This is a genomic window from Microbacterium sp. NPDC055599 (genome assembly GCF_053618975.1).
Map to the genome: position 1 here is coordinate 1 of NZ_JBSHIM010000018.1, position 22678 is coordinate 22678.

26 protein-coding genes, 1 tRNA gene and 1 rRNA gene are annotated in these 22678 nt (G+C 71.0%); 21 read left to right on the forward strand and 7 right to left on the reverse strand.

Annotated features, from left to right (window positions below):
• Positions 1-82 (forward strand): 5S ribosomal RNA (rrf, locus tag ACWGQ1_RS15855); the annotation flags it as partial.
• A gap of 9 nt (positions 83-91) precedes the next feature.
• Here rrf and ACWGQ1_RS15860 read toward each other — a convergent pair.
• Positions 92-1219 carry a hypothetical protein gene (locus ACWGQ1_RS15860; RefSeq protein ID WP_452313287.1) on the reverse strand — a complete coding sequence of 376 codons (1128 nt, stop codon included), beginning with the start codon at positions 1217-1219 and terminating at the stop codon, positions 92-94.
• A gap of 69 nt (positions 1220-1288) precedes the next feature.
• On the opposite strand from ACWGQ1_RS15860, the gene ACWGQ1_RS15865 reads away from it, so the two are divergent.
• The 17 genes from ACWGQ1_RS15865 (at position 1289) to ACWGQ1_RS15945 (ending at position 17812) form a co-directional block, all read left to right on the forward strand.
• The gene (locus ACWGQ1_RS15865) at positions 1289-2332 is read left to right on the forward strand and encodes a tetratricopeptide repeat protein (RefSeq protein WP_452313288.1); all 1044 of its coding nucleotides are present in this window, start codon (positions 1289-1291) and stop codon (positions 2330-2332) included.
• Positions 2332-3372 carry an HAD-IIA family hydrolase gene (locus ACWGQ1_RS15870; RefSeq protein ID WP_452313289.1) on the forward strand — a complete coding sequence of 347 codons (1041 nt, stop codon included), beginning with the start codon at positions 2332-2334 and terminating at the stop codon, positions 3370-3372. Before ACWGQ1_RS15865 ends, ACWGQ1_RS15870 begins: the two co-directional genes overlap by 1 nt.
• 51 nt (positions 3373-3423) lie before the next feature.
• Entirely contained in the window at positions 3424-3600 is a 177-nt protein-coding gene (locus ACWGQ1_RS15875) for a hypothetical protein (protein WP_168387201.1), read from the forward strand.
• Positions 3597-4394 (forward strand): TlyA family rRNA (cytidine-2'-O)-methyltransferase, encoded by a 798-nt coding sequence (locus ACWGQ1_RS15880; protein WP_452313290.1) that lies wholly within the window; start codon positions 3597-3599, stop codon positions 4392-4394. Before ACWGQ1_RS15875 ends, ACWGQ1_RS15880 begins: the two co-directional genes overlap by 4 nt.
• Positions 4391-5311, forward strand: a complete 921-nt coding sequence (locus ACWGQ1_RS15885; RefSeq protein ID WP_136031201.1) for an NAD kinase — start codon at positions 4391-4393, stop codon at positions 5309-5311. The genes ACWGQ1_RS15880 and ACWGQ1_RS15885 overlap by 4 nt, the downstream gene beginning before the upstream one ends.
• Positions 5308-6990 (forward strand): DNA repair protein RecN, encoded by a 1683-nt coding sequence (gene recN, locus ACWGQ1_RS15890; RefSeq protein ID WP_452313291.1) that lies wholly within the window; start codon positions 5308-5310, stop codon positions 6988-6990. The genes ACWGQ1_RS15885 and recN overlap by 4 nt, the downstream gene beginning before the upstream one ends.
• A gap of 26 nt (positions 6991-7016) precedes the next feature.
• On the forward strand, positions 7017-8711 hold the full coding sequence (locus ACWGQ1_RS15895) for a CTP synthase (protein ID WP_136035358.1): 1695 nt from the start codon (positions 7017-7019) through the stop codon (positions 8709-8711).
• Positions 8704-9300 carry an NUDIX domain-containing protein gene (locus tag ACWGQ1_RS15900; protein WP_452313292.1) on the forward strand — a complete coding sequence of 199 codons (597 nt, stop codon included), beginning with the start codon at positions 8704-8706 and terminating at the stop codon, positions 9298-9300. Before ACWGQ1_RS15895 ends, ACWGQ1_RS15900 begins: the two co-directional genes overlap by 8 nt.
• Before the next feature lies 1 nt (position 9301).
• A complete protein-coding gene (gene xerD, locus ACWGQ1_RS15905; protein ID WP_136035356.1) occupies positions 9302-10204 on the forward strand; it encodes a site-specific tyrosine recombinase XerD in 903 nt (300 codons plus the stop codon).
• A gap of 153 nt (positions 10205-10357) precedes the next feature.
• Positions 10358-11191 carry a ParA family protein gene (locus ACWGQ1_RS15910; RefSeq protein WP_136031369.1) on the forward strand — a complete coding sequence of 278 codons (834 nt, stop codon included), beginning with the start codon at positions 10358-10360 and terminating at the stop codon, positions 11189-11191.
• Positions 11175-12023, forward strand: coding sequence for a segregation and condensation protein A (locus ACWGQ1_RS15915; RefSeq protein ID WP_136031211.1), 849 nt, complete (start codon positions 11175-11177; stop codon positions 12021-12023). The genes ACWGQ1_RS15910 and ACWGQ1_RS15915 overlap by 17 nt, the downstream gene beginning before the upstream one ends.
• Positions 12013-12687, forward strand: coding sequence for an SMC-Scp complex subunit ScpB (gene scpB, locus ACWGQ1_RS15920; protein WP_240744560.1), 675 nt, complete (start codon positions 12013-12015; stop codon positions 12685-12687). The genes ACWGQ1_RS15915 and scpB overlap by 11 nt, the downstream gene beginning before the upstream one ends.
• A complete protein-coding gene (locus ACWGQ1_RS15925) occupies positions 12684-13481 on the forward strand; it encodes a pseudouridine synthase (protein ID WP_136031213.1) in 798 nt (265 codons plus the stop codon). The genes scpB and ACWGQ1_RS15925 overlap by 4 nt, the downstream gene beginning before the upstream one ends.
• Complete coding sequence (locus ACWGQ1_RS15930) at positions 13478-14614, forward strand: prephenate dehydrogenase (RefSeq protein ID WP_452313293.1); 1137 nt, start codon at positions 13478-13480, stop codon at positions 14612-14614. Before ACWGQ1_RS15925 ends, ACWGQ1_RS15930 begins: the two co-directional genes overlap by 4 nt.
• Positions 14607-15305 (forward strand): (d)CMP kinase, encoded by a 699-nt coding sequence (gene cmk / locus ACWGQ1_RS15935; RefSeq protein ID WP_136031217.1) that lies wholly within the window; start codon positions 14607-14609, stop codon positions 15303-15305. Before ACWGQ1_RS15930 ends, cmk begins: the two co-directional genes overlap by 8 nt.
• A gap of 40 nt (positions 15306-15345) precedes the next feature.
• Positions 15346-16818 carry a ribosome biogenesis GTPase Der gene (der, locus tag ACWGQ1_RS15940; protein WP_206253550.1) on the forward strand — a complete coding sequence of 491 codons (1473 nt, stop codon included), beginning with the start codon at positions 15346-15348 and terminating at the stop codon, positions 16816-16818.
• A 61-nt stretch (positions 16819-16879) separates the two neighbouring features.
• Positions 16880-17812 carry an NUDIX domain-containing protein gene (locus ACWGQ1_RS15945; RefSeq protein WP_452313294.1) on the forward strand — a complete coding sequence of 311 codons (933 nt, stop codon included), beginning with the start codon at positions 16880-16882 and terminating at the stop codon, positions 17810-17812.
• 37 nt (positions 17813-17849) lie between these two features.
• On the opposite strand, the gene ACWGQ1_RS15950 is transcribed toward ACWGQ1_RS15945, so the two are convergent.
• The 3 genes from ACWGQ1_RS15950 to ACWGQ1_RS15960 form a co-directional block, all read right to left on the reverse strand.
• Positions 17850-18221 carry a S4 domain-containing protein gene (locus tag ACWGQ1_RS15950; protein ID WP_452313295.1) on the reverse strand — a complete coding sequence of 124 codons (372 nt, stop codon included), beginning with the start codon at positions 18219-18221 and terminating at the stop codon, positions 17850-17852.
• Positions 18221-18889, reverse strand: a complete 669-nt coding sequence (locus ACWGQ1_RS15955) for a lysoplasmalogenase family protein (protein ID WP_452313296.1) — start codon at positions 18887-18889, stop codon at positions 18221-18223. The genes ACWGQ1_RS15950 and ACWGQ1_RS15955 overlap by 1 nt, the downstream gene beginning before the upstream one ends.
• An 83-nt stretch (positions 18890-18972) precedes the next feature.
• Complete coding sequence (locus ACWGQ1_RS15960) at positions 18973-19569, reverse strand: GNAT family N-acetyltransferase (protein ID WP_452313297.1); 597 nt, start codon at positions 19567-19569, stop codon at positions 18973-18975.
• Positions 19570-19677: 108 nt separating this feature from the next.
• Between ACWGQ1_RS15960 and ACWGQ1_RS15965 the strand changes: the two genes are divergently transcribed.
• Positions 19678-19754 (forward strand) — tRNA-Pro (locus ACWGQ1_RS15965).
• 114 nt (positions 19755-19868) lie between these two features.
• On the opposite strand, the gene ACWGQ1_RS15970 is transcribed toward ACWGQ1_RS15965, so the two are convergent.
• The 3 genes from ACWGQ1_RS15970 to ACWGQ1_RS15980 all read right to left on the reverse strand — a co-directional run bounded on the left by ACWGQ1_RS15970 (position 19869) and on the right by ACWGQ1_RS15980 (position 22007).
• The gene (locus ACWGQ1_RS15970; protein WP_452313358.1) at positions 19869-21128 is read right to left on the reverse strand and encodes a tyrosine-type recombinase/integrase; all 1260 of its coding nucleotides are present in this window, start codon (positions 21126-21128) and stop codon (positions 19869-19871) included.
• A 50-nt stretch (positions 21129-21178) separates the two neighbouring features.
• On the reverse strand, positions 21179-21616 hold the full coding sequence (locus ACWGQ1_RS15975; protein ID WP_452313298.1) for an ImmA/IrrE family metallo-endopeptidase: 438 nt from the start codon (positions 21614-21616) through the stop codon (positions 21179-21181).
• A gap of 67 nt (positions 21617-21683) precedes the next feature.
• Entirely contained in the window at positions 21684-22007 is a 324-nt protein-coding gene (locus ACWGQ1_RS15980) for a hypothetical protein (protein ID WP_452313299.1), read from the reverse strand.
• 77 nt (positions 22008-22084) lie between these two features.
• On the opposite strand from ACWGQ1_RS15980, the gene ACWGQ1_RS15985 reads away from it, so the two are divergent.
• Both ACWGQ1_RS15985 and ACWGQ1_RS15990 read left to right on the forward strand, forming a co-directional pair.
• A complete protein-coding gene (locus tag ACWGQ1_RS15985; protein ID WP_452313300.1) occupies positions 22085-22357 on the forward strand; it encodes a helix-turn-helix domain-containing protein in 273 nt (90 codons plus the stop codon).
• Positions 22354-22629: a hypothetical protein gene (locus ACWGQ1_RS15990; protein ID WP_452313301.1), complete on the forward strand. Its 276-nt coding sequence runs from the start codon at positions 22354-22356 to the stop codon at positions 22627-22629. Before ACWGQ1_RS15985 ends, ACWGQ1_RS15990 begins: the two co-directional genes overlap by 4 nt.
• Positions 22630-22678: the final 49 nt, after the last annotated feature.

Below are 22678 nucleotides of genomic sequence, written 5' to 3' on the forward strand. Positions count from 1 at the left end.
CATTCCGAACCCGGAAGCTAAGCCTCACAGCGCCGATGGTACTGCAGGGGGGACCCTGTGGGAGAGTAGGACACCGCCGGACTCCTTTTAGTCAAAATGGCCACCCATCGTTGGGTGGCCATTTTGCGTTTGACGAACAACGAGAATAGGGAGCACCATGCCGGAAGAGGAAGAGCGCCGTCCGCGTCGCAGTGACGATGGAGGACCGCGCGGCAACCGTTCCGGTGGGCGCCCTGTGTATCGCGATGGTGCCTCGCGCCCACGATCTGGCTCTGATGCCCGCGGTTCGCGAGGTGAGGCCCGCCCTGACCGTGATGGTGATCAGCGTCGTGAGGGCGGGTACAGCCGTGATGGCGGCGGTCAGCGTCGTGAGGGTGGCTACAGCCGTGATGGCGGCGGTCAGCGTCGTGAGGGCGGGTACAGACGTGATGGTGGGCAGCGTCGTGAGGGCGGCTTCAACCGTGATGGTGGTCAGCGTCGCGAGGGTGGCTTCAGCCGTGATGGCGGTCAGCGTCGCGAGGGCGGATACAGCCGTGATGGTGGTCCGCGTCGTGAGGGCGGGTACAGCCGTGACTCCGCACCGCGTCATGAAGGCGGGTTCAACCGTGATGGTGCTCCGCGTCGCGAAGGGGGCTTCAACCGTGATGGCGGTCAGCGTCGCGAGGGCGGGTACAGCCGTGATGGTGGTCCGCGTCGTGAGGGCGGGTACAGCCGTGATGGTGGTCAGCGTCGTGAGGGCGGCTTCAACCGTGATGGCGGCGGTCAGCGTCGTGAGGGTGGCTACAGCCGTGACGGTGGGCAGCGTCGTGAGGGCGGCTTCAACCGTGATGGCGGCGGTCAGCGTCGTGAGGGTGGCTACAGCCGTGATGGTGGTCAGCGTCGTGAGGGTGGGTACAGCCGTGACGGTGGTCAGCGTCGCGAGGGCGGCTACAGCCGTGACGGTGGCCAGCGTCGTGAGGGTGGGTTCAACCGTGACGCGGCTCCCCGTCGCGAGGGTGGGTACAGCCGTGATGGCGGTCAGCGTCGTGAGGGTGGCTTCAGCCGTGATGGTGGGCAGCGTCGCGAAGGGCGGACGGAGCGTGAGCGGGGGAGTGACCGGTCCCGGTCGTTCCCGCAGCGCGGCGGTGCCGGGCGTGAGCGTCCGGCCAACGCGTCGAACGAGCGTGCCCGGTTCGACGAGCCGACCGTTCCGGACGAGGTCACGGCCCGGGATCTGCACTCTTCCGCGCGCAACGAGCTGAAGACGCTCAGCAAGGAGAACGCGGAGCACGTCGCCCGACACCTGGCGATGGCCTCGCGTCTGATCGACGAAGACCCCGCGCTGGCACACGAGCATGCGCTGGCGGCGTCGCGCCGGGCCGGTCGCATTGCGATCGTCCGCGAGACGCTCGGCATCACGGCCTATGCGACAGGTGACTTCGCCCTGGCTCTGCGCGAGCTGCGCACCTATCGCAGGATCTCCGGGAAGGACGACCAGATCGCGCTCATGGTCGACAGCGAGCGCGGAATCGGCCGTCCTGACCGAGCACTCGAGACCGGTCGTGCCGTGGACCGCTCCACCCTCGACACCGCGGTGCGCGTGGCTCTTGCGATCGCGATGTCGGGCGCGAGGCTCGACCAGGGCGACCTGGAGCTGGCTCTCGGTGAGCTCGAGATTCCCGAGCTCGATCCCGATCGTGCGTTCGAGTGGAGCCCAGCACTGTTCTCCGCGCGGGCAGCGGTCCTGGAAGACCTCGGACGCACCGACGAGGCAGAATTCTGGGCCCACCGCGCCGACGTCGCGGCGGAGGCGCTCGGCGTCGACGAAGCCGGCGACGAGGAGATCTACGTCGAAGACGGCCTCATCGACGACGAGTTCCTCGACGATCACGGTGACGGCACTGCTACGCCTGACGGTGACGCCGTTGGCGGCGGTGATGGTGGCGCGGATGCTGACGGTGGCGTGGATGCTGACGGTGGCGCGGATGCTGACGGTGGCGCGGATGCTGACGGTGGCGCGGATGCTGACGGTGGCGCGGATGCTGACGGTGGCGCGGATGCTGACGGTGGCGCGGATGCTGACGGTGACGTGGATCGTGATGGTGTCGTGGATCGCGACGCGGACCTCGACGTCGACGCGGGCCGAGACCTGGACAGCGACGACGATGCTGCCTCTGGACGCGACGGCGACAGCGATGGTGCCGGGACCGACCTCTTCAGTGAGGACGGCGAGGCCGAGCCCACGATCGAGGACGAGCCCACGATCGAGGATGAGGTTCGCGAGCTCCTCGGCGAAGACGTCGACGAGGTCGGCGAAGACGACGAGCCCGGTTCCTCGAAGCCGGAGGCGTGATGGCGCTCTTCACGCGCAGGCGTCAGACGCCCCGCACTCCGCTGGACGGCGTCGACACGATCCTCGCCGACCTCGACGGAGTCGTGTATGCCGGGCCCGGGGCCCTGCCGCACGCCGTGGAGAGCCTCAACGCCGCAGCCGCCACGGCGCGTCTGGGGTACATCACCAACAACGCGGCGCGGACCGACGCATCCGTCGCGGCGCACCTCACGAGCCTGGGCCTCACGGTCGCGCCGGACGACGTGGTCACGAGCCCGCAGGCGGCCATGCGACTGCTCTCGGGGATCGTTCCCCCTCCCGCGACGATCCTCGTCGTCGGAGGCGACGGTCTCGTGGATGAGGTGCAGAAGGCCGGGTACACGGTGACCCGCAGCGCTGACGCCGACCCACAAGCGGTCGTGCAGGGCTTCGCCCCCGAGGTCGCGTGGACCGACCTCGCCGAAGCGGCCTTCGCGCTCAAGGTCCCCGAGGAGGAGGGCGGCATCCCCTGGATCGCCACCAACACCGACTGGACGATCCCGCGCGAACGCGGCGTCGCCCCCGGCAACGGCACCCTCGTGTCCGCGGTGCACACCGCCGTCGGGCGGCTGGCCACGGTGGCGGGAAAGCCGGAGACCCCCATCTTCCAGGAGGCCCTGGACCGCTTCGGCGCGTCCACGGCGCTGTTCATCGGCGACCGCCTCGACACCGACATCATGGGAGCGAGCCGAGCCGGCATCGACTCCGCCCTCGTGCTGACCGGGATCGACCGCCCCAAGCACGTGCTCGCGGCGCCCGAGGGGTCGCGCCCGACCTACATCCTCGGCGACCTCCGCGGGCTGCACGAGCCGTACCCGGTCCCGACGGTGGCGGACGGCGTGTACGACGTCGGCGGCGCGGCGGTGCGGGTGCACGGCGCGGACGTGGAGATCGTCGCGGAGTCCGGGAACCAGCTCGACCTGCTGCGGGCCGGAGCTGCCGCGATCTGGGCCTCGGGCACTCCGGTGTTCGTGCTGCGCGTGCCCGAGCGGCTGTACGACGACCCGTTCCACCGCCCCTGACCACACGCGTGGCTCCGTCGGCTGTCCGAGGAGCCGCGTACAGTGGAACCCGTGAGCGATGAGACGACCGGTGCGCCGACGGACGGCCTGTGGAGCCGCCTGCGCCTGATCGAAGGGCAGCCGCTTCCGGCTCGTGCCGACGCTTACTCCGCGCTGCACGACGAGCTCTCGCGGCGGCTGGAGAGCGGATCACGGCTCGACCAGCGGGAGACCCCGGGAACACGATGACGCGACTCGACGCCGCCCTCGCCTCGCGGGGACTCGCCCGGTCGCGCAGCCATGCCGCCGCCCTCATCGCGGAGGGCCTCGTGAGCGTCGACGGTCGCCCCGTCGTCAAGGCGTCTACGCCGGTCCAGGACGACAGCGAGCTCACCGTGGCCGGCGCCGACCACTACGTCGGGCGCGCCGCGCACAAGCTCGTCGCCGCCCTCGACGGCTTCGGCGTCGCGGTCGCCGACCGGCTCGCGCTCGACATGGGCGCCTCGACCGGCGGATTCACCCAGGTGCTGCGCGAGCGCGGTGCGCGGCGGGTGCTCGCGGTCGACGTCGGACACGGACAGCTGGCTCCCGTCATCGCCGCGGACGACGGGGTCGTGTCGGTCGAGGGCTTCAACGTGCGGCACATGACACCGCAGAGCCTCGCGGACGCGACGGGCGAGCCCGCGCCGCCCGACCTGATCGTCGGCGACCTGTCGTTCATCTCACTCGAACTCGTCCTCCCGGCGATCGCCGCCGTCGCCGCGCCGGGCGCCGACGTGCTGCTGCTCGTGAAGCCGCAGTTCGAGGTCGGGCGCACCGCGGTGCGCGGGGGACTGGTCACCGATCCGGCCACCCGCGCCGACGCCGTGGCCCGCGTCGTCTGGAGCGCGTGGGACGCGGGGTTCGGGATGCTCGGCATCCTTCCCTCCCCGATCCTCGGCACGCACGGAAACGCGGAGTACCTCGTGCACCTCGCGCCGGGACGCGGCAGCAATCCGACAGAATGGATGGACACCATCAACCGGCTGGCAGGGGGACGATGAACGAGCGCTGGATCCTGGTGGTCGCGCACGCCGGCCGCGTCGAGACGGTGGAAGCGGCCCGTCGCGTGACCGATGCCCTGCGGGGAGCGGGTGCCCGCCCGGTCCTCGCGCCCGACGACCACGATGCGCTCTCCGCCGTCGACCCGTTCTTCGCCGACGTCGACGTCCTGGGCGTCTCCGCCGACCCGACCGCGCTCGAGCTGGCCATCGTCCTCGGCGGTGACGGCACGATCCTGCGCGCCGCGGAGCTCGTGCGCGACAGCGGTGCCCCCGTGCTCGGCATCAACATGGGCCACGTCGGCTTCCTCGCCGAGATCGACCCCGACGACATGGACGACGCGGTGCGCCGTGTCATCGCCCGCGACTACGACGTGGAGGAGCGCCTGGCGCTCTCGGTGCGGGTGAAGGACGCCGCCGGCGACGTCGTCTACGAGACCTGGGCCCTGAACGAGGCGACGGTCGAGAAGGCCAGCAGGGAGCGCATGATCGAGGTCGTGCTGGAGATCGACGGCCGCCCGCTGTCGAGCTTCGGCTGCGACGGCATGGTCGTGTCCACCCCGACGGGATCCACCGCCTACAACTTCTCCGCCGGCGGGCCCGTGATCTGGCCGACCGTGGAGGCCATCGCCGTGGTGCCGCTCTCCGCCCACGCGCTGTTCGCGAAGCCGCTCGTGGTGAGCCCCGACGCGGCGGTCGCGATCGAGATGCTCGAGCGCACGGACGGCTCCGGCATCCTCTGGTGCGACGGCCGACGCTCGCACGAGCTCCCGCCCGGAGCGCGTGTGGTGGTGCGACGCTCCTCGCGGCCGGTGCGCCTCGCGCGCCTGCACCCGACCGCGTTCACGAACCGGCTGGTGCGCAAGTTCCAGCTGCCGGTCGAAGGGTGGCGCGGACAGGACCGGAGGAACCAGCCGTGATCGAGGAGATGCGCCTGCGGGGCCTCGGTGTGATCGCCGACGCCGTGCTCCCGCTCGGACCGGGGTTCACCGCCATCACCGGCGAGACCGGTGCGGGCAAGACGATGGTCGTCACGGGGCTCGGGCTGCTGCTCGGACAGCGCGCCGACTCGGGCGCCGTGCGCGCCGGAGCCGGCCAGGCCTCGGTGGCGGGAGTCTGGGTCGTGCCCGAGACAGGGGACGTGGCAGACATCGTCGCCGACGCCGGGGGCGAGCTCGAACCGGTCGGTGGCGGCAGCGCCGAACTGTACGTGTCGCGCACCCTCAACGCCGAGGGCCGTAGCAGGGCGAGCGTGGGGGGTCGCGCCGCTCCGGCCGGCGTGCTGTCCGCCCTCGCAGACGAGCTGGTGGTCGTGCACGGCCAGTCCGAGCAGTTGCGGCTGCGGTCCGCCGCTGCGCAGCGCGACGCCCTCGACCGCTTCGGCGGTGACGCGATCGCCCGGGCGCTGGAGCACTACGGCACGGCCTTCGAGCGCTGGCGCGGCCTCGACGCGGAGATCGCCGAGATCACGGGCAACCGCGACCGCCGGGCGGAGGAGGCCGCGCGACTGCGGGAAGATCTCGCGCTGATCGAGGCGACCGCACCAGAGGCGGGTGAAGACGCCGAACTCGCGGCCCGCGCCGAGCGGCTCGCGAACGCCGAGGAGCTGCGACTGGCCGCCTCGCTCGCGCACGGGGCGCTCTCGAACGAGGAGGGCGAGCCGGATGCGTCGGCACTGGTCGCGGAGGCGCGGCGGGCGCTCGAACGGGTCTCGGATGCGACGCTCGCGGAGGTCGCCGAGACGCTCGCCGACATCGGCTACCGTATCGCCGACGCCGCCGGGCAGCTGTCCGGCTTCCTCGCCGACCTCGACGAGTCGGGCCCGCACGAACTCGCCGCGGTCGAGGAGCGGCGGGCGGCGCTGGGCGTGCTCATCCGCGCGCACGGGTCCCTCGACGACGCCATCCGCCTGTGGCAGACGGGCTCGACGCGCCTCGCGGAGCTCGACGACGACGGCGAGCGACTGCAGCGTCTCACCGCCGAGCGGGAGGAGGCGCGTACCGCGGTCGACGCCGCGGCGGACGCCCTGACTGCGGTCCGCACGGAGGCCGCCGTCCGCCTCGGCGACGCCGTCACCGCGGAGCTCCACGCGCTCGCGATGCCCGATGCCCGCCTGGAGGTCTCGGTCACCCCCGGCGCCGAGAGCACGCACGGGCGCGACGACGTGGCGATCCTGCTGGCCCCGCACCCCGGCGCCGAACCGCGGTCGGTGGCCAAGGGCGCCTCGGGCGGCGAGCTGTCGCGCGTGATGCTCGCGATCGAGGTCGTCATCGCGGCGACCGACCCGGTGCCCACGTTCGTGTTCGACGAGGTCGACGCCGGCATCGGCGGGGCCGCGGCCATCGAGGTCGGCCGGCGACTCGCCCGGCTGGCGGAGAAGTCGCAGGTGATCGCGGTGACGCATCTGGCGCAGGTCGCCGCGTTCGCGAACAACCACCTCACGGTCGTCAAGTCCAACGACGGGGCCGTCACCGCCTCGAGCGTGCGGCGTCTGGAGGGGGAGGAGCGGGAGGCCGAGATGGCGCGGCTGCTGTCCGGCCTCGCCGATTCCGACGCCGCGCTCACCCATGCCCGCGAACTTCTCAGCCTCGGCGTCTGAGGGAACTGTTAGGATAGAAGCCCGTGATGAACTCTTCTTCTGCGGGGCCCAAGAACGACACGACCAAGCACATCTTCGTGACTGGTGGTGTCGTTTCGTCTTTGGGCAAGGGCCTCACCGCGGCCAGCCTGGGCAACCTGCTCACCGCCCGCGGACTCCGCGTGGTCATGCAGAAGCTCGACCCGTATCTGAACGTGGATCCGGGCACCATGAACCCGTTCCAGCACGGCGAGGTGTTCGTCACCGACGACGGCGCGGAGACCGATCTCGACATCGGCCACTACGAGCGCTTCCTCGACATCAACCTGTCGCAGGCGGCCAACGTGACCACCGGCCAGATCTACTCGCAGGTCATCGCGCGCGAGCGTCGCGGTGAGTACCTCGGCGACACCGTGCAGGTCATCCCGCACATCACCGACGAGATCAAGCGCCGCATGCGCCTGCAGGCGACCGAGGACCCGCGCCCCGACGTCATCATCACCGAGGTCGGCGGCACGGTGGGCGACATCGAGTCGCAGCCGTTCCTGGAGGCCGCGCGTCAGCTGCGTCATGAGCTCGGCCGCGACAACGTGTTCTTCGTGCACGTGTCGCTCGTGCCGTTCATGGGCGCCTCCGGTGAGCAGAAGACCAAGCCCACGCAGCACTCCGTCGCAGCTCTCCGTCAGGTGGGCATCCAGCCCGACGCGCTGGTGCTGCGCAGCGACCGTCCCGTGAGCGCGAGCAACCGCAACAAGATCGCCCTGATGTGCGACGTGGACGTCGAGGGCGTCATCAACACGGTCGACCTCCCGAGCATCTACGACATCCCCTCCACGCTGAACGAGCAGGAGCTCGACTCGTACATCGTGCGGCGCCTCGGTCTGGACCAGAAGGCGGACGACGTCGACTGGACGCGGTGGAACAAGGTGCTGCACGCGGTGCACAACCCGAAGCACGAGGTCACGATCGGCCTCGTCGGCAAGTACATCGACCTCCCCGACGCGTACCTCTCGGTGACCGAGGCCCTCAAGGCCGGCGGTTTCGCGCAGGAGACCAAGGTGCACATCCGCTGGATCCCCTCCGACCTGTGCGAGACCCCGGAGGGCGCCCAGGAGCAGCTCGCCGAGCTCGACGGCATCTGCGTGCCGGGCGGCTTCGGCATCCGCGGCATCGAGGGCAAGCTCGGCGCGCTGAAGTTCGCGCGCGAGCAGGGCATCCCCACGCTCGGACTGTGCCTCGGCCTGCAGTGCATGGTGATCGAGTTCGCCCGCGATGTGGCCGGCATCGAGGGCGCATCGTCGAGCGAGTTCGACCCGGAGACGAAGGAGCCCGTGATCGCGACCATGGCCGAGCAGGTCGAGATCCTCGACGGCGGCGACCTGGGCGGCACCATGCGGCTGGGGCTCTACCAGGCCGCCCTCGCGGAGGGCTCGCTGGCGCGGGAGCTGTACGGCACCCCGGAGGCGTCGGAGCGGCACCGCCACCGCTACGAGGTCAACAACGCGTACCGCGACCGGCTGTCCGAGGCCGGGCTGGTGTTCTCCGGCCTGAACCCCGAGCTGGACCTGGTCGAGTACGTGGAGCTGCCGCGCGACGTGCACCCGTACTACATCGCCACGCAGGCCCACCCCGAGCTGCGGTCGCGCCCGACCGACCCGCACCCCCTGTTCCGCGGACTGGTGGGTGCGGCGATCGAGCGGCACCGCGCGAGCGAGCTGTTCGACGTCAGCGCCGATGAGTGACATCGGCGCCCTGCCCGACGGCGGTCCGCTGCGCGACGAGCCGCTAGACCCCGAGGTCCTGTCCTCCGAGCTCGTGTACGAGGGACGGGTGTGGGACGTGCGCTCCGACCGTGTGCGCTACGGCGACGGTGAGATCGTGCGCCAGTACGTCGCCCATCCCGGCGCGGTGGCGATCGTCGCGCTGGACGACGAGGGCCGGGTGCTGCTGATCCAGCAGTACCGGCACCCGATCCGGCACCGCGATTGGGAGCTGCCTGCCGGTCTGCTCGACGTGCCGGGGGAGGACCCTGCCGCGGCCGCGCAGCGCGAGCTCGCGGAGGAGGCCGACCTGGTCGCGGCGCACTGGGTGCCCCTGGTGTCGTCGTGGACCACGCCGGGCGGGAACGACGAGCTGATCCAGCTGTTCCTCGCCACGGGCATCACGGCCGCCGACGCCGCACACTCCCGGGAGGACGAGGAGGCCGACATCCGGCTCGCCTGGGTGACCCTCGACGACGCGGTGGCCGCGGTGCTTGACGGTCGCATGCGTAACGGCATCCTCGCGATCGGTGTGCTCGCGGCCGCGCAGAGGCTCCGCGACCGGGGCTGACATGCTGCTCGATCGCGCCCTCGACGCGTATCTGCGTCACGTCACGATCGAGCGCGGACTGAGCGCGCACACGATCGCGGCGTACCGACGCGACCTCGACGGGTACCGGGGGTGGCTCGCCGCCGAGGGCATCACCGACACGACCGAGGTGACCCCCGCGGTGATCGACCGCTTCATCGCCGAGCGTGCGTCCGCCGAGCCCGCCCCCGCGGCCACGAGCCTCGCCCGGTTGCAGTCGTCCGTGCGCGGGTGGCACCGCTTCCTGGCGCGCGAGGGGATCGAGGCCGACGACCCGAGCGGCCGGCTGCGTCCGCCCAAGGCCCCGCGGAGGCTGCCAAAGGCGCTGACGATCGAGCAGGTCGAGCGCCTGCTCGCGGCGCCGTCGCCGGAGGAGCCGCTCGGCATCCGCGACCGCGCGCTGCTGGAGCTGCTGTACGCCACGGGCGCCCGCGTGTCGGAGGCGGTCGGGCTCGACGTCGACGACCTCGCACACGGGGAGGTGCTGCGGCTGCGCGGCAAGGGGTCGAAGGAGCGCATCGTGCCGGTGGGCTCGTACGCGCGTGACGCGGTCGACGCGTACCTGACGCGGGTGCGTCCCGGGCTCGCCGCGAAGGGCAGAGCCTCGGCGCGCCTGTTCCTCGGCGCCCGCGGTGCGCCGCTGTCCCGGCAGAGCGCGTGGCTGGTGATCCGGGCGGCGGCGGAGCGGGCGCAGATCACGGCCGAGGTGTCGCCGCACACCCTGCGGCACTCGTTCGCGACGCATCTGCTGCAGGGCGGCGCGGACGTGCGCGTGGTGCAGGAGCTGCTCGGGCACTCGTCCGTCGCCACGACCCAGATCTACACGCACGTGTCGGTCGACGCGCTGCGCGACGTGTACGCCACGTCGCACCCGCGGGCCCGCTGACTCGCGCGGTCGCCTGGGTCCGCCGCCGCGCGCCGGGACGGCCCGTGACCGGCCCGGCCGCTACAATCGAGCAAGCACGAAGGAGCAGGAGAACCGGTGGCTGAGAACGCGGCGAAGTCCAGGGCGAAGGCGAAGAAGGCCGACGACACCCCCATGGGACCCACCGGCCGCCCCTACCGCGGCTTCCCGATCCCGGCGCCGCTGAAGTCGCACGGTCCCGCGCGCATCATCGCCCTCTGCAACCAGAAGGGCGGCGTCGGCAAGACGACCACCTCGATCAACCTCGCCGCGTCCCTCGCGGAGTACGGCCGCAAGGTGCTCGCCGTCGACTTCGACCCGCAGGGTGCGCTGTCCGCGGGCCTGGGCATCCAGACCCACGACGTCCCCACCGTGTACGACCTGCTGCTGGACACGAAGCGCGACGCGCACGAGGCGATCGTCCACTCCAACGTCGAGGGCCTCGACGTGCTGCCCGCGAACATCGACCTGTCGGCCGCCGAGGTGCACCTGGTCAACGAGGTGGCCCGCGAGACCATCCTCGCGCGGGTGCTCCGCCAGGTCGCGGGCGAGTACGACGTCATCCTGATCGACTGCCAGCCCTCGCTCGGCCTGCTCACGGTCAACGCTCTCACCGCCGCGCACGGCGTGATCATCCCGCTCGAGTGCGAGTTCTTCGCCCTGCGCGGGGTGGCGCTGCTGATCGAGACCATCGACAAGGTGCGCGACCGCCTGAATCCGTCGATCACGATGGACGGGCTGCTGGCGACCATGTACGACCCGCGCACGCTGCACTCGCGCGAGGTGCTGGAGCGGGTGGTGGAGGCCTTCGGCGACGACGTGCTGGAGACCGTGATCGGCCGCACGGTGAAGTTCCCCGACGCCTCGGTCTCCGGCGTGCCCATCACCGAGTTCGCGCCGGAGCACGCCGCCGCGCAGGCGTATCTGCGGCTGGCGCGGGAGCTGGTCGCCCGTGGCGCCGTCGCCTGAGCACGCCGAGACCGATCCGACCGCCGAGGCCGTCGCCCCCGCGGAGGGCGACACGGGCTTCCGCGTCTCGCTATCGAACTTCGACGGACCGTTCGACCTGCTGCTGAATCTCATCTCGAAGCACGAGATGGACATCACCGAGGTGTCGCTGAGCGCGGTCACGAACGAGTTCATCGCCTACCTCGCCGAGCTGGAGGACGAGGAGGAGCTCGACCAGGCCTCGGAGTTCCTCGTGGTGGCCGCGACGCTGCTCGACATGAAGGTCGCCGGCCTCCTGCCGCAGGGCGAGCTCGTCGACGCCGAGGCCGTGGCGCTGCTGGAGGCGCGCGACCTGCTGTTCGCGCGCCTGCTGCAGTACCGGGCGTTCAAGGAGGTGTCGGCGTGGTTCGCGCGGTGCCTGCAGCGGGAGGACCGCCGTCACGTGCGGGCGGTGCCGCTGGAGGAGAAGCACCGCCGCAAGACGCCGGAGCTGGTGTGGTCGCTGAGCGCGGACGACTTCGCGGCGCTGGCACTGCTGGCTTTCGCGCCCAAGGAGATGCCGCACGTCGGGCTCGATCACCTGCACGCACCGCTGGTGAGCATCCGCGAGCAGGCGGCGATCGTCGTGACGCTGCTGCGCGGCACCGAGTCGATCAGCTTCCGCGAGCTGGTCGCCGGGGTCACCGAGCCGGGGATCGTGGTGGCGCGCTTCATCTCCGTCCTGGAGCTGTACCGCCACGCGGCGCTCTCCTTCGAACAACTGGAACCGCTCGGCGAGCTGACGCTCCGCTGGGCCGCCGACACCTGGTCGGACGAGACACTCGCGACCCTGGGGGCCGACTATGACCGATGACGTGACCGAGACCGAGACCGCGCCGGAGGTCGAGCCCGTGCCGGAGGTCGCACCCGGGCCGGAGGTCGAGCCCGGGGGTGACGACGCCGCGACGGTCGTGGGCTCCGAGCTGCCGCTGAGCGAGCGCGTCGAGGCGATCCTCTTCATCGTGGACGAGCCGATCGGCCTGGTCGCCCTCGCGGCCGCGGTCGGCGCGCCGGTGCCGGCCGTGCGGCAGACGCTCGAGGCGCTCGGGGACGACTACGACGGACGGGGCCGAGGACCGCGGCGCGGCTTCGAGCTGCGCGAGGTCGGTGGCGGGTGGCGGCTGTACGTGCGCGAAGACCTCGACCCCGTGGTGGCGGAGTTCGTGGGCGGGCAGGCGCCCGCGCGGCTGTCGCAGGCCGCCCTGGAGACGCTCGCGGTGATCGCCTACAAGCAGCCCGTCACCCGCAGCCAGGTCGCGTCGATCCGCGCCGTGAACGTGGACTCGGTCGTGCGCACGCTGCTCGCCCGCGGCCTCATCACCGAGCTCTTCGCCGACTCCGAGACCGGGGCGATCAACTACGGCACCACCGACGCGCTGCTGCAGCACCTCGGCATCAACTCGCTGGACGAGCTGCCGCCGATCTCGCCGTTGCTGGACGACGGCGCCGACGGATTCGACGAAGGGACCCTCCGATGAACGCTGCCCACGACGACGCCACCGCGCCCGAGGGCGTGCGGCTGCAGAAGGTCCTCGCGGCGGCGGGCGTCGCCTCGCGCCGTGTCGTCGAGCAGTACATCGTCGAGGGGCGCATCCGGGTGAACGGGCAGACCGTGACCGAGCTCGGCCGTCGGATCGACCCCGAGCGCGACCTGGTCGACGTGGACGGCACCGCGGTGCAGCTCGACGTCACCAAGCGCTACGTGATGCTGAACAAGCCCACCGGGGTGGTCAGCAGCATGCGTGACGAGAGCGGGCGGCCCGACCTGCGTCGCTTCACGAAGGACTACGAGGAGCGGCTCTACAACGTGGGGCGCCTCGACGCCGAGACCAGCGGGCTGCTGCTGCTCACGAACGACGGCGAGCTCGCGCACGTGCTGGCGCATCCGTCGTTCGGTGTGACCAAGGTGTACATCGCCAAGGTGGACGGCACGGTGACCCCGCAGACGATCTCCACGCTCACGAAGGGCATCGAGCTGGAGGACGGCCCCATCGCGGCGGACAAGGCGCGGCTGCTGGACACGTCGCGCGGCTCGAGCCTGGTGGAGCTCACGCTGCACTCGGGGCGCAACCGCATCGTGCGTCGGATGATGGCCGCGGTCGGCCACCCCGTGACCGAGCTCGTGCGCCGGCAGTTCGGCCCGCTGCACCTGGGAACCCTCCCGGCGGGGAAGACGCGTGACCTGAGTAAAATCGAACTCGGTGCGCTGTTGACCCTCGCGCGCCGTGAATCCGGTGTCGCCGCGGCGCCAGGCGAGCAGGAGACCGAATGACCGACACGACGAGTGCGCCCACGGCGCGGAAGACCGGTGCCGTCGCGCCGCGTCTGTCCGGCACCGTCCGCATCGTCGGTGCCGGCCTGCTCGGCGCGAGCGTCGGTCATGCGCTGCGGGCCAAGGGTGTCGATGTGGCGCTCACGGATGCCTCCCCGGCGCAGCTGCGACTGGCGGTGGACTACGGCGCCGGTCGACTCGCGTCGGACGACGACACTCCCGCGCTGATCGTGGTGGCCGTGCCGCCCGACGTCACGGCCGACGTGGTGCAGGCCGAGCTGGAGCGGTACCCGGACGCGGTCGTGACCGACGTCGCGAGCGTCAAGCTCGAACCGTTCCGGACGCTGCGCGACCGCGGCGTCGACCTCGCGCGCTACATCGGCTCGCACCCGCTCGCGGGGCGTGAGCGCGGCGGCGCCATCTCCGCCCGCGCCGACCTCTTCATCGGGCGGCCCTGGGTGGTGTGCCGCGACGAGGACACGAAGGCCACGGATCTCGCGCTGGTCGAGGCGCTCGCGCTCGACGTGGGCGCGATGCCGCTGGAGATGACGCCGGAGGAGCACGACCGTTCGGTCGCGCTCACCTCGCACGTGCCCCAGGTCGTCGCGAGTCTGCTGGCCGCGCGGCTCGCGGGAGCCGAGGAGGGCGCGCTGCGCCTGGCGGGTCAGGGCGTGCGCGACACGACGCGCATCGCCGCCTCCGCGCCCGAGCTGTGGGTGCAGATCCTCGGCGCGAACGCGGGGCCCGTCGTGGAGATCCTCGACGCGCTGGCGGCCGACCTGGGCGATGTCGCGGAGGCGCTGCGGGCGCCGGCGGCCCCCGGCGCACGCCGTGTGATCGCGGAGACCATCCGGCAGGGCAACGACGGCGTGGAGCGCCTGCCGGGCAAGCACGGCCAGAACCGGCGCTTCGAGACGCTCGTGGTGATGGTCGACGACACCGCCGGACAGCTCGGCCGCCTGTTCGGCGAGCTCGGCGAACTCGGCGTCAACGTCGAGGACCTGCGTCTGGAGCACTCGCCCGGCGCACAGTTCGGTCTGGCCGAGATCAGTGTCGACCCCGCGGCGCTGCACGGCGCGATCACCGGGCTCCAGGAACGCGGCTGGCGCATTGCAGGGAACACGAATGACTGACACCTCCACCGTCTCCGCCACGAAGTTCATCGCCATCGACGGGCCGGCCGGTTCCGGCAAGTCCAGCGTCTCCAAGGCGGTCGCGCGCCAGCTCGGCTACGGCTACCTCGACACCGGCTCGGCGTACCGGGCGCTCGCCTGGCATGTGCTGGAGCAAGGCGCCGACACCGATGACGCGGCCGCCGTGCGCGCCGCCGCGGCCGACTTCCCGGTCCGTCTCGGCCTCGACCCCGACGACCGCACGGTCCGGGTGGGCGACACCGACGTGACCGACGCCATCCGCGAACCGCGGGTCTCCGGCGCAGTGAGTGGCGTCGCCCGCGTGCCCGAGGTGCGCGCGCAGGTGAACGAGCTGTTCCGCGCGCTGGTCGCCGACGCGCCCTACCCGGCCGTCGTGGTCGAGGGCCGCGACATCACGACGGTGGTCGCGCCGGATGCCCCCGTGCGCATCCTCCTGACCGCCGCCCCCGAGGTGCGCGCCGCACGCCGTGCCGGCGAGCTCGCGGGGGAGAACGCCGCCGCCGTCGCCGCGGCCCTGCACCGGCGCGACGCCTCCGACAGCGCCGTCGTCGACTTCCTCAACGCCGCCGAGGGCGTCGAGGTCGTCGATTCGACCGAACTCGACTACCCCCAGACCATCGACGCCGTGCTCACGGTGATCGAACGACTCCGAGGAGCACACCGTGGCTGACGACGAATACGAAGGCGGCCCCGACCAGCTCGCCGAGAAGATGGAGAACCTCGACGAGCACCTCGCCGAGCAGCGCGCCGAGACCCTGCGCGCCGGTCTCGCCGACTACGAGCTGGACGACGAGGATGCCGCGCTCCTCGCGGGCGTCTCGCTGGGCGAGGACGGCATCGAGTTCCTGCCCGCGCTGCCGGTCGTCGCGATCGTCGGACGGCCGAACGTCGGCAAGTCGGCGCTCGTGAACCGCATCCTCGGTCGGCGTGAGGCCGTGGTGGAGGACACCCCCGGCGTCACGCGCGACCGCGTCACCTACAAGGCCGAATGGAACGACCGGCGCTTCACGCTCGTCGACACCGGCGGCTGGGAGCCCGACGCCCGCGGCATCGACCGCTCGGTCGCCGCGCAGGCGGAGGTCGCGATCGACCTGTCCGACGTGGTGCTGTTCGTGGTCGACGCGATGGTCGGCGCCACCTCGACCGACGAGCACGTGGTCAAGCTGCTGCGCAAGAGCGGCAAGCCCGTGTTCCTGGTCGCGAACAAGATCGACGACGCCCGGCAGGAGCCGGAGGCCGCCGCCCTGTGGAACCTCGGTCTCGGTGAGCCCCACCCGGTCTCGGCCATCCACGGCCGCGGCGTGGCGGATCTCCTGGATGCCGTGCTGAAGAAGCTTCCCGAGATCTCGGCGGTCGCCAAGCAGGAGATCGGCGGGCCGCGACGTGTCGCGATCCTCGGTCGCCCCAACGTGGGCAAGTCCTCGCTGCTGAACAAGGCCGCGGGGGAGGAGCGCGTCGTCGTGAACGACCTGGCGGGCACCACGCGCGACCCGGTCGACGAGGTCGTGGAGCTCGGCGGCAAGATGTGGCGTCTGGTCGACACGGCCGGTATCCGTCGCCGCGTGCACATGGCGCAGGGCGCGGACTTCTACGCCTCGCTGCGCACGTCGGCCGCGCTGGAGAAGGCCGAGGTCGCCGTCGTGGTCCTCGACGTGTCGGAGACGATCAGCGAGCAGGACGTGCGGATCATCGACCTCGTCCTGGAGTCGGGCCGTGCGCTCGTCCTCGCGTTCAACAAGTGGGACCGCCTGAACGACGACGACCTGGAGAACGCCGATCGCCGCCGGTACCTCGAGCGCGAGATCGAGCAGGACCTCGCGCACGTGGCGTGGGCTCCGCGGGTGAACATCTCCGCGAAGACCGGGCGGCACCTCGACAAGCTGGTGCCCGCGCTGGAGACGGCGCTCGAGAACTGGGACCGCCGCATCCCGACCGGCAAGTTCAACGCCTTCCTCGCCGAGCTCGTGGCGGAGCACCCGCACCCGCTGCGCGGGGGCAAGCAGCCGCGCATCCTGTTCGGCACGCAGGCCTCGACGCGTCCGCCGACGTTCGTGCTGTTCACGACCGGGTTCCTCGACCCGGGCTACCGCCGGTTCATCCAGCGGCGCCTGCGCGAGCTCTACCCGTTCGAGGGGACGCCGATCGTCATCAACATGCGCGTGCGGGAGCGCCGCCAGCGCTGACGCGTTCCGGCGTGTGTCGCCGGGTGGCGCCGCCACCCCGATGCTGTGAAAAGCTGAGGGGGTGACAGTCGTACCCCCCGCTCCCGGCGAACCGCGTCGCCCCGAAGGACCGCGCAACCCCGGCGACGCCTGGGTGGTCGCAGACACGGGGGAGCGCTACTGGGGGCGGTTCGGCGCGGCCGGTCTGCTCGCGGTCGACGCGACGCGCGGGATCCTGCTGCAGCACCGCGTGTCGTGGAGCCACTTCGGCGGCACGTGGGGGTTGCCCGGCGGTGCGCTGCACGAGGGCGAGTCGGCGATCGTCGGAGCGATCCGGGAGGCGCAGGAGGAGGCGGGCGTGCCGGACGGCGCCGTGCGTCCGCGCTTCACGAGCGTGCTCGACCTCGGCATCTGGTCGTACACGACGGTGGTCGCCGATGTGCGCAGCCCGTTCGACCCGGTGATCAGCGATCCGGAGAGCGTGGCGCTGGAGTGGGTCCCGGTCGGCCGCGTGGACGAGCTGCCGCTGCACCCGGGGTTCGGGGCGGCGTGGCCGATGCTGCGTGCTCAGCTCGATGTGTTCCCGGCCGTGGTGGTCGACGGGGCGAACGTGGTCGGGTCGGTGCCCGACGGCTGGTGGAAGGACCGAGCCGGTGCGGCCGCGCGCTTGCGTGACCGGCTGGCCGGGCTGGCGGTGCCCGCGGACGACCTGGGGCTCGCCGGAGACGACTGGTACCCGGAGGTGGCGCTCGTAGTCGAGGGTCGTGCCCGCGACATCGGGACCGAGGCCGCGGAGACCGGTGCTGCCGAGGCCGGAGTCGCGGAGCCGGCGCTGGCGGTCGTACGGGCCGAGGCCGCGGGCGATGACGCGATCGTGGCCGAGGTCGAGCGTCGGGTCGCGGGGGCGCAGCGGGTGCTGGCGGTCACGAGCGACCGGGAGCTGCAGGCGCGGGTCGAGGCCGCGGGCGCGCAGGTGCGGTCGAGCGGGTGGCTGCGGAGGCTGCTGGACGCCTGACGCGAGCGGACGGGTCCGTCGGGCGGATGCCGCGGGGTCAGTCGAGCGGGGTGTCCCGGCCGCGGAGGCGGTCGATCTCGCGGCGCTCGCGTTTGGTCGGGCGACCGGCACCGCGGTCGCGCAGGCCGAGCGCGGCCTGCGGTTCGCGTTCGGGTGTGCGGTCTTCGTAGGCGAGGGCGGCGAGTGGGGCCCCGACGCGTTTGACGAGCAGCTGCCGGACGATGAGGATGCGGTCGAACCCCGAGATGCGGATGCGCAGCTCGTCGCCGATGCGGACCGTCTGGGCGGCCTTGGCCTTGTCGCCGTTCACGCGCACATGCCCCGCACGGCATGCGGTGGTCGCGGCCGACCGGGTCTTGTACACGCGGACGGCCCACAGCCAGCTGTCGACGCGGACGCTGTCAGCCATCACGAGGCCTTCCGTGCGAGGACGACTAGGGTGCCCGCGATGAGGAGCCCCTGTCCGAGCGTGTAGGTCGCCATCACGGCGGGGCTGCTCCAGGCCGGGAGAGCATCGGGGAGGAAGAGCCGGAACGCGAGGATCGTGTCGCTGGCGAGGAAGAACGCGCCGCCCACCGCGACGAGGGGGTGGCAGCGGGCGGCCATCGCGGCCGTGCCGCCCAGCAGCAGCCCGTAGGCGGCGACGGCGATCAGCAGGGGGCCGGTGTGCGGGCCGAGCGTGAGGATCATCGCGACCCACCACGCCGCGTACACCAGCGTCCACCAGGGCAGCCGACGCCGGGCGAGGTGCCGCGCGAACAGCACGATGTACGCCACGTGCGCGAGGCCGAAGAACCCGAGCATGAGCGGAAGCTCGGGGGCGGCGGGGAACAGCGCCCCCGCGCCGTCGCCCAGCCAGGAGAACAGCAGCGCCGCGAGCACGAGCACGAGGGCGGAGCGCGGCCGGAGGCGTGGGGCGGCCACGAGCACCGGTACCGCGAGCAGCGGCATGAGCAGCAGCTTGGTCGCAGCGGCCAGGTCGTGGTCGAGCGCGAGCAGCACGACGTGCAGCAGCGACACCGCGACGTACGGCGCGAATGCCCACACGATCGGGCGGGGGAGGGTGCGGCGGCGCATCCCCTCATCGTATGGCCGCGGCGGTATATCCGGGGGAGCGGGGGTGCGCCGTGGGGTGGCGGATGCGGCTCCCGGGGCGGGGGTCATGCGTCGGCGCGGGAGGACAGGTCGAGCGTCACGAGCACCCGTCCGGGCTTCATGACCGTCTGCTCTGTGAAGCCTGCGCCGAGGAAGGTGTTCAGCGTGCCGTGGAACAGGTCGTTCGAGCGCTGCTTCTCGCCGCGCGTGTCGACCGGGTAGCCCTCGACCAGCCGCGCTCCGGATGCCGCGGCGTAGTCGACCGCCGCGCGCAGCAGTGCCGCGTTGAGTCCGGTGCCCCGGTGCTCGCGGCGCACCACGAAGCACGTCACCGCCCACACGGACGGGTCGTCGAACGGCTCGGCGGACGACGCGGCGATGATGCGCGTGCGGGGGATGCGGGCCTGCGCGGTGCGCGGCCCGACGCGGATCCAGCCCGCGGCCTCGCCGTCGACGTAGGCCACGAGGCCGGGCGGCGGACCCTCGTCGATCTCGGCCCGGAATATCTCGGTGCGCTGCGGCGTGGTCGTCGTGTTCCAGTCCTTGTTGCTCAGCATCGGCCAGATGCACTGGCAGCTCGCCCCGTCGCCCCCGCCCGTGAGAGCGTGCTGCACGTCGTCCCAGCGGTCGGACGTGGCGAGTTCGGTGGTGATCGTCGGCATGACCGCGACGGTACGCGGTGGGTCCGACACCCCGCAACGCCCCGGTTCGCGAGAGGGCCTCGGGTACGGCTAAGATAGGGGAGTTGCCTGCGCGAGAGTGCAGAACAACGGGCTGTGGCGCAGCTTGGTAGCGCACTTGACTGGGGGTCAAGGGGTCGCAGGTTCAAATCCTGTCAGCCCGACCACAAAGCCCCGGAGAACCGCAGAATCATGCGGATCTCCGGGGCTTTTTCCTTGCCCGGAATCGGCGCTCGAGGTCGCCGTCTCACATGCGTCTCACATGGGAACACACGGTGCGGTCAGAGCGCGCGCAGTTGGCCGAGCCCGAGCGCCTCTGCGCGGCGTCGTTCGACAGCGTCGATGACCTCGTCGACTCGGTTCGGCCAGAGGTGCGAGTACGTGTTCAGGGTCTCGGTCGCGTCCTTGTGGCCGAGCATCAGCTGCACGAGCTTGACGTCTGCGCCAGCGGCGATGGCGTTCGTCGCTGCGACGTGGCGAAGGTCGTGCACCGAGTAGTCCGCGGCCGCTCGCACCGTGCGACGTGCCTTCAGCCAGACGCGGTTGTACCAGTTCTTGCCGTCGACCGCCGCGCCGCGCACGGTGACGAACACGAAGTCCTCCGAGTCGCGGCCCGCCGTGATCTCGCTCAGCCCGTCGATGACGAAGTCGGCGAGCGGAAGCCATCGCTTTTCCCACGTCTTCACCGGACCGAGCTTGCGGAGTCCGGCGCGGTCGATCGTCCACGTGCGGTGGATGCGTGCGCGCTTCTGCTCGAGGTCGAGGTCTTTGATCTTCAGCGCCGTCGCCTCGCCGATGCGCGGGCCGCTATGGGCGAGCATGCTGAACAGGACGCCGTCGACTGGTCGTCCCGAGATCGCGGATGCCGCGGAGGCAAGCATGTCGAGTTGCACGTACGAGAGTGACGGCAGGTCGTTCTCGATGTCGCCTTCGTCGCGGGGGAACTCGACCTTCGCCAGCGGGTTGCGACCGATCCACTGCTCCGCGACGGCGTAACGGAGCGCGCCGCCGAACGTGGAGCCGACGACGTGACGGAGGTAGGCGGCGCTCATCTTCACCGGCTTGCGTCCGACCTCGTTGAGGTGGCCGTTCTTGTCGAAGACGAAGACCGCGGTGCCGGCGCGGAGCTGTGAGATCCACTCGTCGATCTGTGGCCGAGTGATGCTGCCGACTGCTCGTGATCCCCACCTCGGCAGTACGTAGTTGTCGAGCTCGCGGCGGTAGCGTCGCCAGCTGGAATCCTTGATCCGGTTCTTCGACGCGAGCCACGCCTCGGCGGCGGCCTCGAAGGTGCGTTCTCGAGCGGACGGATCGATGTAGCGGTCTGATCGAATGTCGTCCTCGATGCCGGCGACGAACGCCTCCGCGTCTGAGCGCCGGGCGAACAGGCGCTTCTTCTGGATGCCGTCGGGGTCGTACCAGCCGGCTTCCCACCGCGAGCCCCGCCCGAACTTGGAGGTACGGAAGTGCTCGGGCATCGTCTTGAGTGACTTCATCTGCGCACTCGTCGGACTGATCTTCGTGACGGTGCCGTCGGGCATCGCCACCTTCGCATCCTTCACCCAGCGATCAGTGATCCACGCCTTCGCCACTAGCCGACCTCGATGCGGTGGGCGAACTGACCGGCGCCCATTCGGGGGTCGACGTACACCGCACCCTCGGTTCGGAGAAGCAGGCTGCGAAAAACGACGACGAGCTCGTCGGGAACGTTGAGCGCGATCGCCATCGAGGTGACATGCCCGCCGTGGTGATGCTCGGCTTCGGCGTACGCGATGGGAGTGATCAAGGTCTGCGCTGCCCACGCGTTCGCGGCGGCCTCCTGGCGCTTGCGGATGAGTCCGAAGTCGGTCGGACGATGTCCGAGGACGTGGTGCCCGATCTCATGGCACATCACGCCGCGAAGGACGCGCCCGCGCATGCCGGGCGTCAGGTCGATGTAGTTCGAGCCCGGCGCGTAGCCGCTGCGGTGAGTGCCGCGGCGTTCGCGAACGGTCAGCCCCATGTCGGCGGCAAGATTCCAGACGTCCATGCATAACCCCCTCGATTGGGCATGGTTGTTCTTCGGTAGATAGCGGAGCGTCGGGTGTGGCGATACGTCACGCGTGGTCGTAGTCGGCGTCGTTGCCTTCGGGGAACTCGTTGATCGAGTCGTTTGCGACCAGGTCGTAATCCTGTCGGCTACGTAGGACATTCTCGGCTCGCTCGACGAGTTCAGACGCAGTCAGCCCGACAGCTGAACCGATCATGCCGATCTCCCCCAGTGTCGCGGGCGGCGACTCCTGACGAAGGATGATGCCGATCCGGTTGATGGACATTCCCGTGGTTGCCGCGAGCTTGCGGTAGGTGATCCCCGCGTCCTGGACGGCCTCGTGAAGGTATCCGGCGATGAGGGCATCCATTGGGAGCAGGTTCTTGGCCACGTGCCGAGTGTACCCATTTCGGTTCACTCGGTGCAAGCAACTTGACTTTGAACCGAGTTCGGTTCACAGTGGACGACATGGAGATGAACCGAATTGGGTTCACCGGATTGGATGCCGGTGTCGCAGCAGAGGTGCGGTCGGAGATCGCGCGGAGCCGGACGGCTTCTGTGAAGGGGATCGCCGAGAAGCTCGGTATTCGCCGGGCCACACTCTCGTCTCGTGTCAATGGGCACGCGGCGTTCACCCCTTCGCTCCTGGCGGCGGTAGCTGCGGAGCTCGGCACGTCCGCATCGGCCATCATCGCTCGGGCTGAGAGAGCAATCGAGTCCGCCGAGGCGGAGGCGTCGTGAGCATGATCCCTTTCCCCGCTACAACGATCGACGCCCCGGGTGAAGCTCCCGAAGGGTTCGAGCAGATGCCGATGATCATGTCCCCGAAGGTGCTCGCGGAGGTGCTCGACATCACGACGAAGACCCTCGAGCGCTGGCGTGATGCCCGACTGCGCGACGGGAAGACGGGACCGGTCTGGCACAAGCTGCCCGGATCGAAGCTGATCCGCTATTCGCGCGCCGACGTGCTTTCGTGGTTCGCCGCCTGCCGAGAAGACGAGGTGGCCTCGTGAGCGAGCATCTCCTCGACGGCGTCCCGCATGATGATCGCCGCTCCCATGA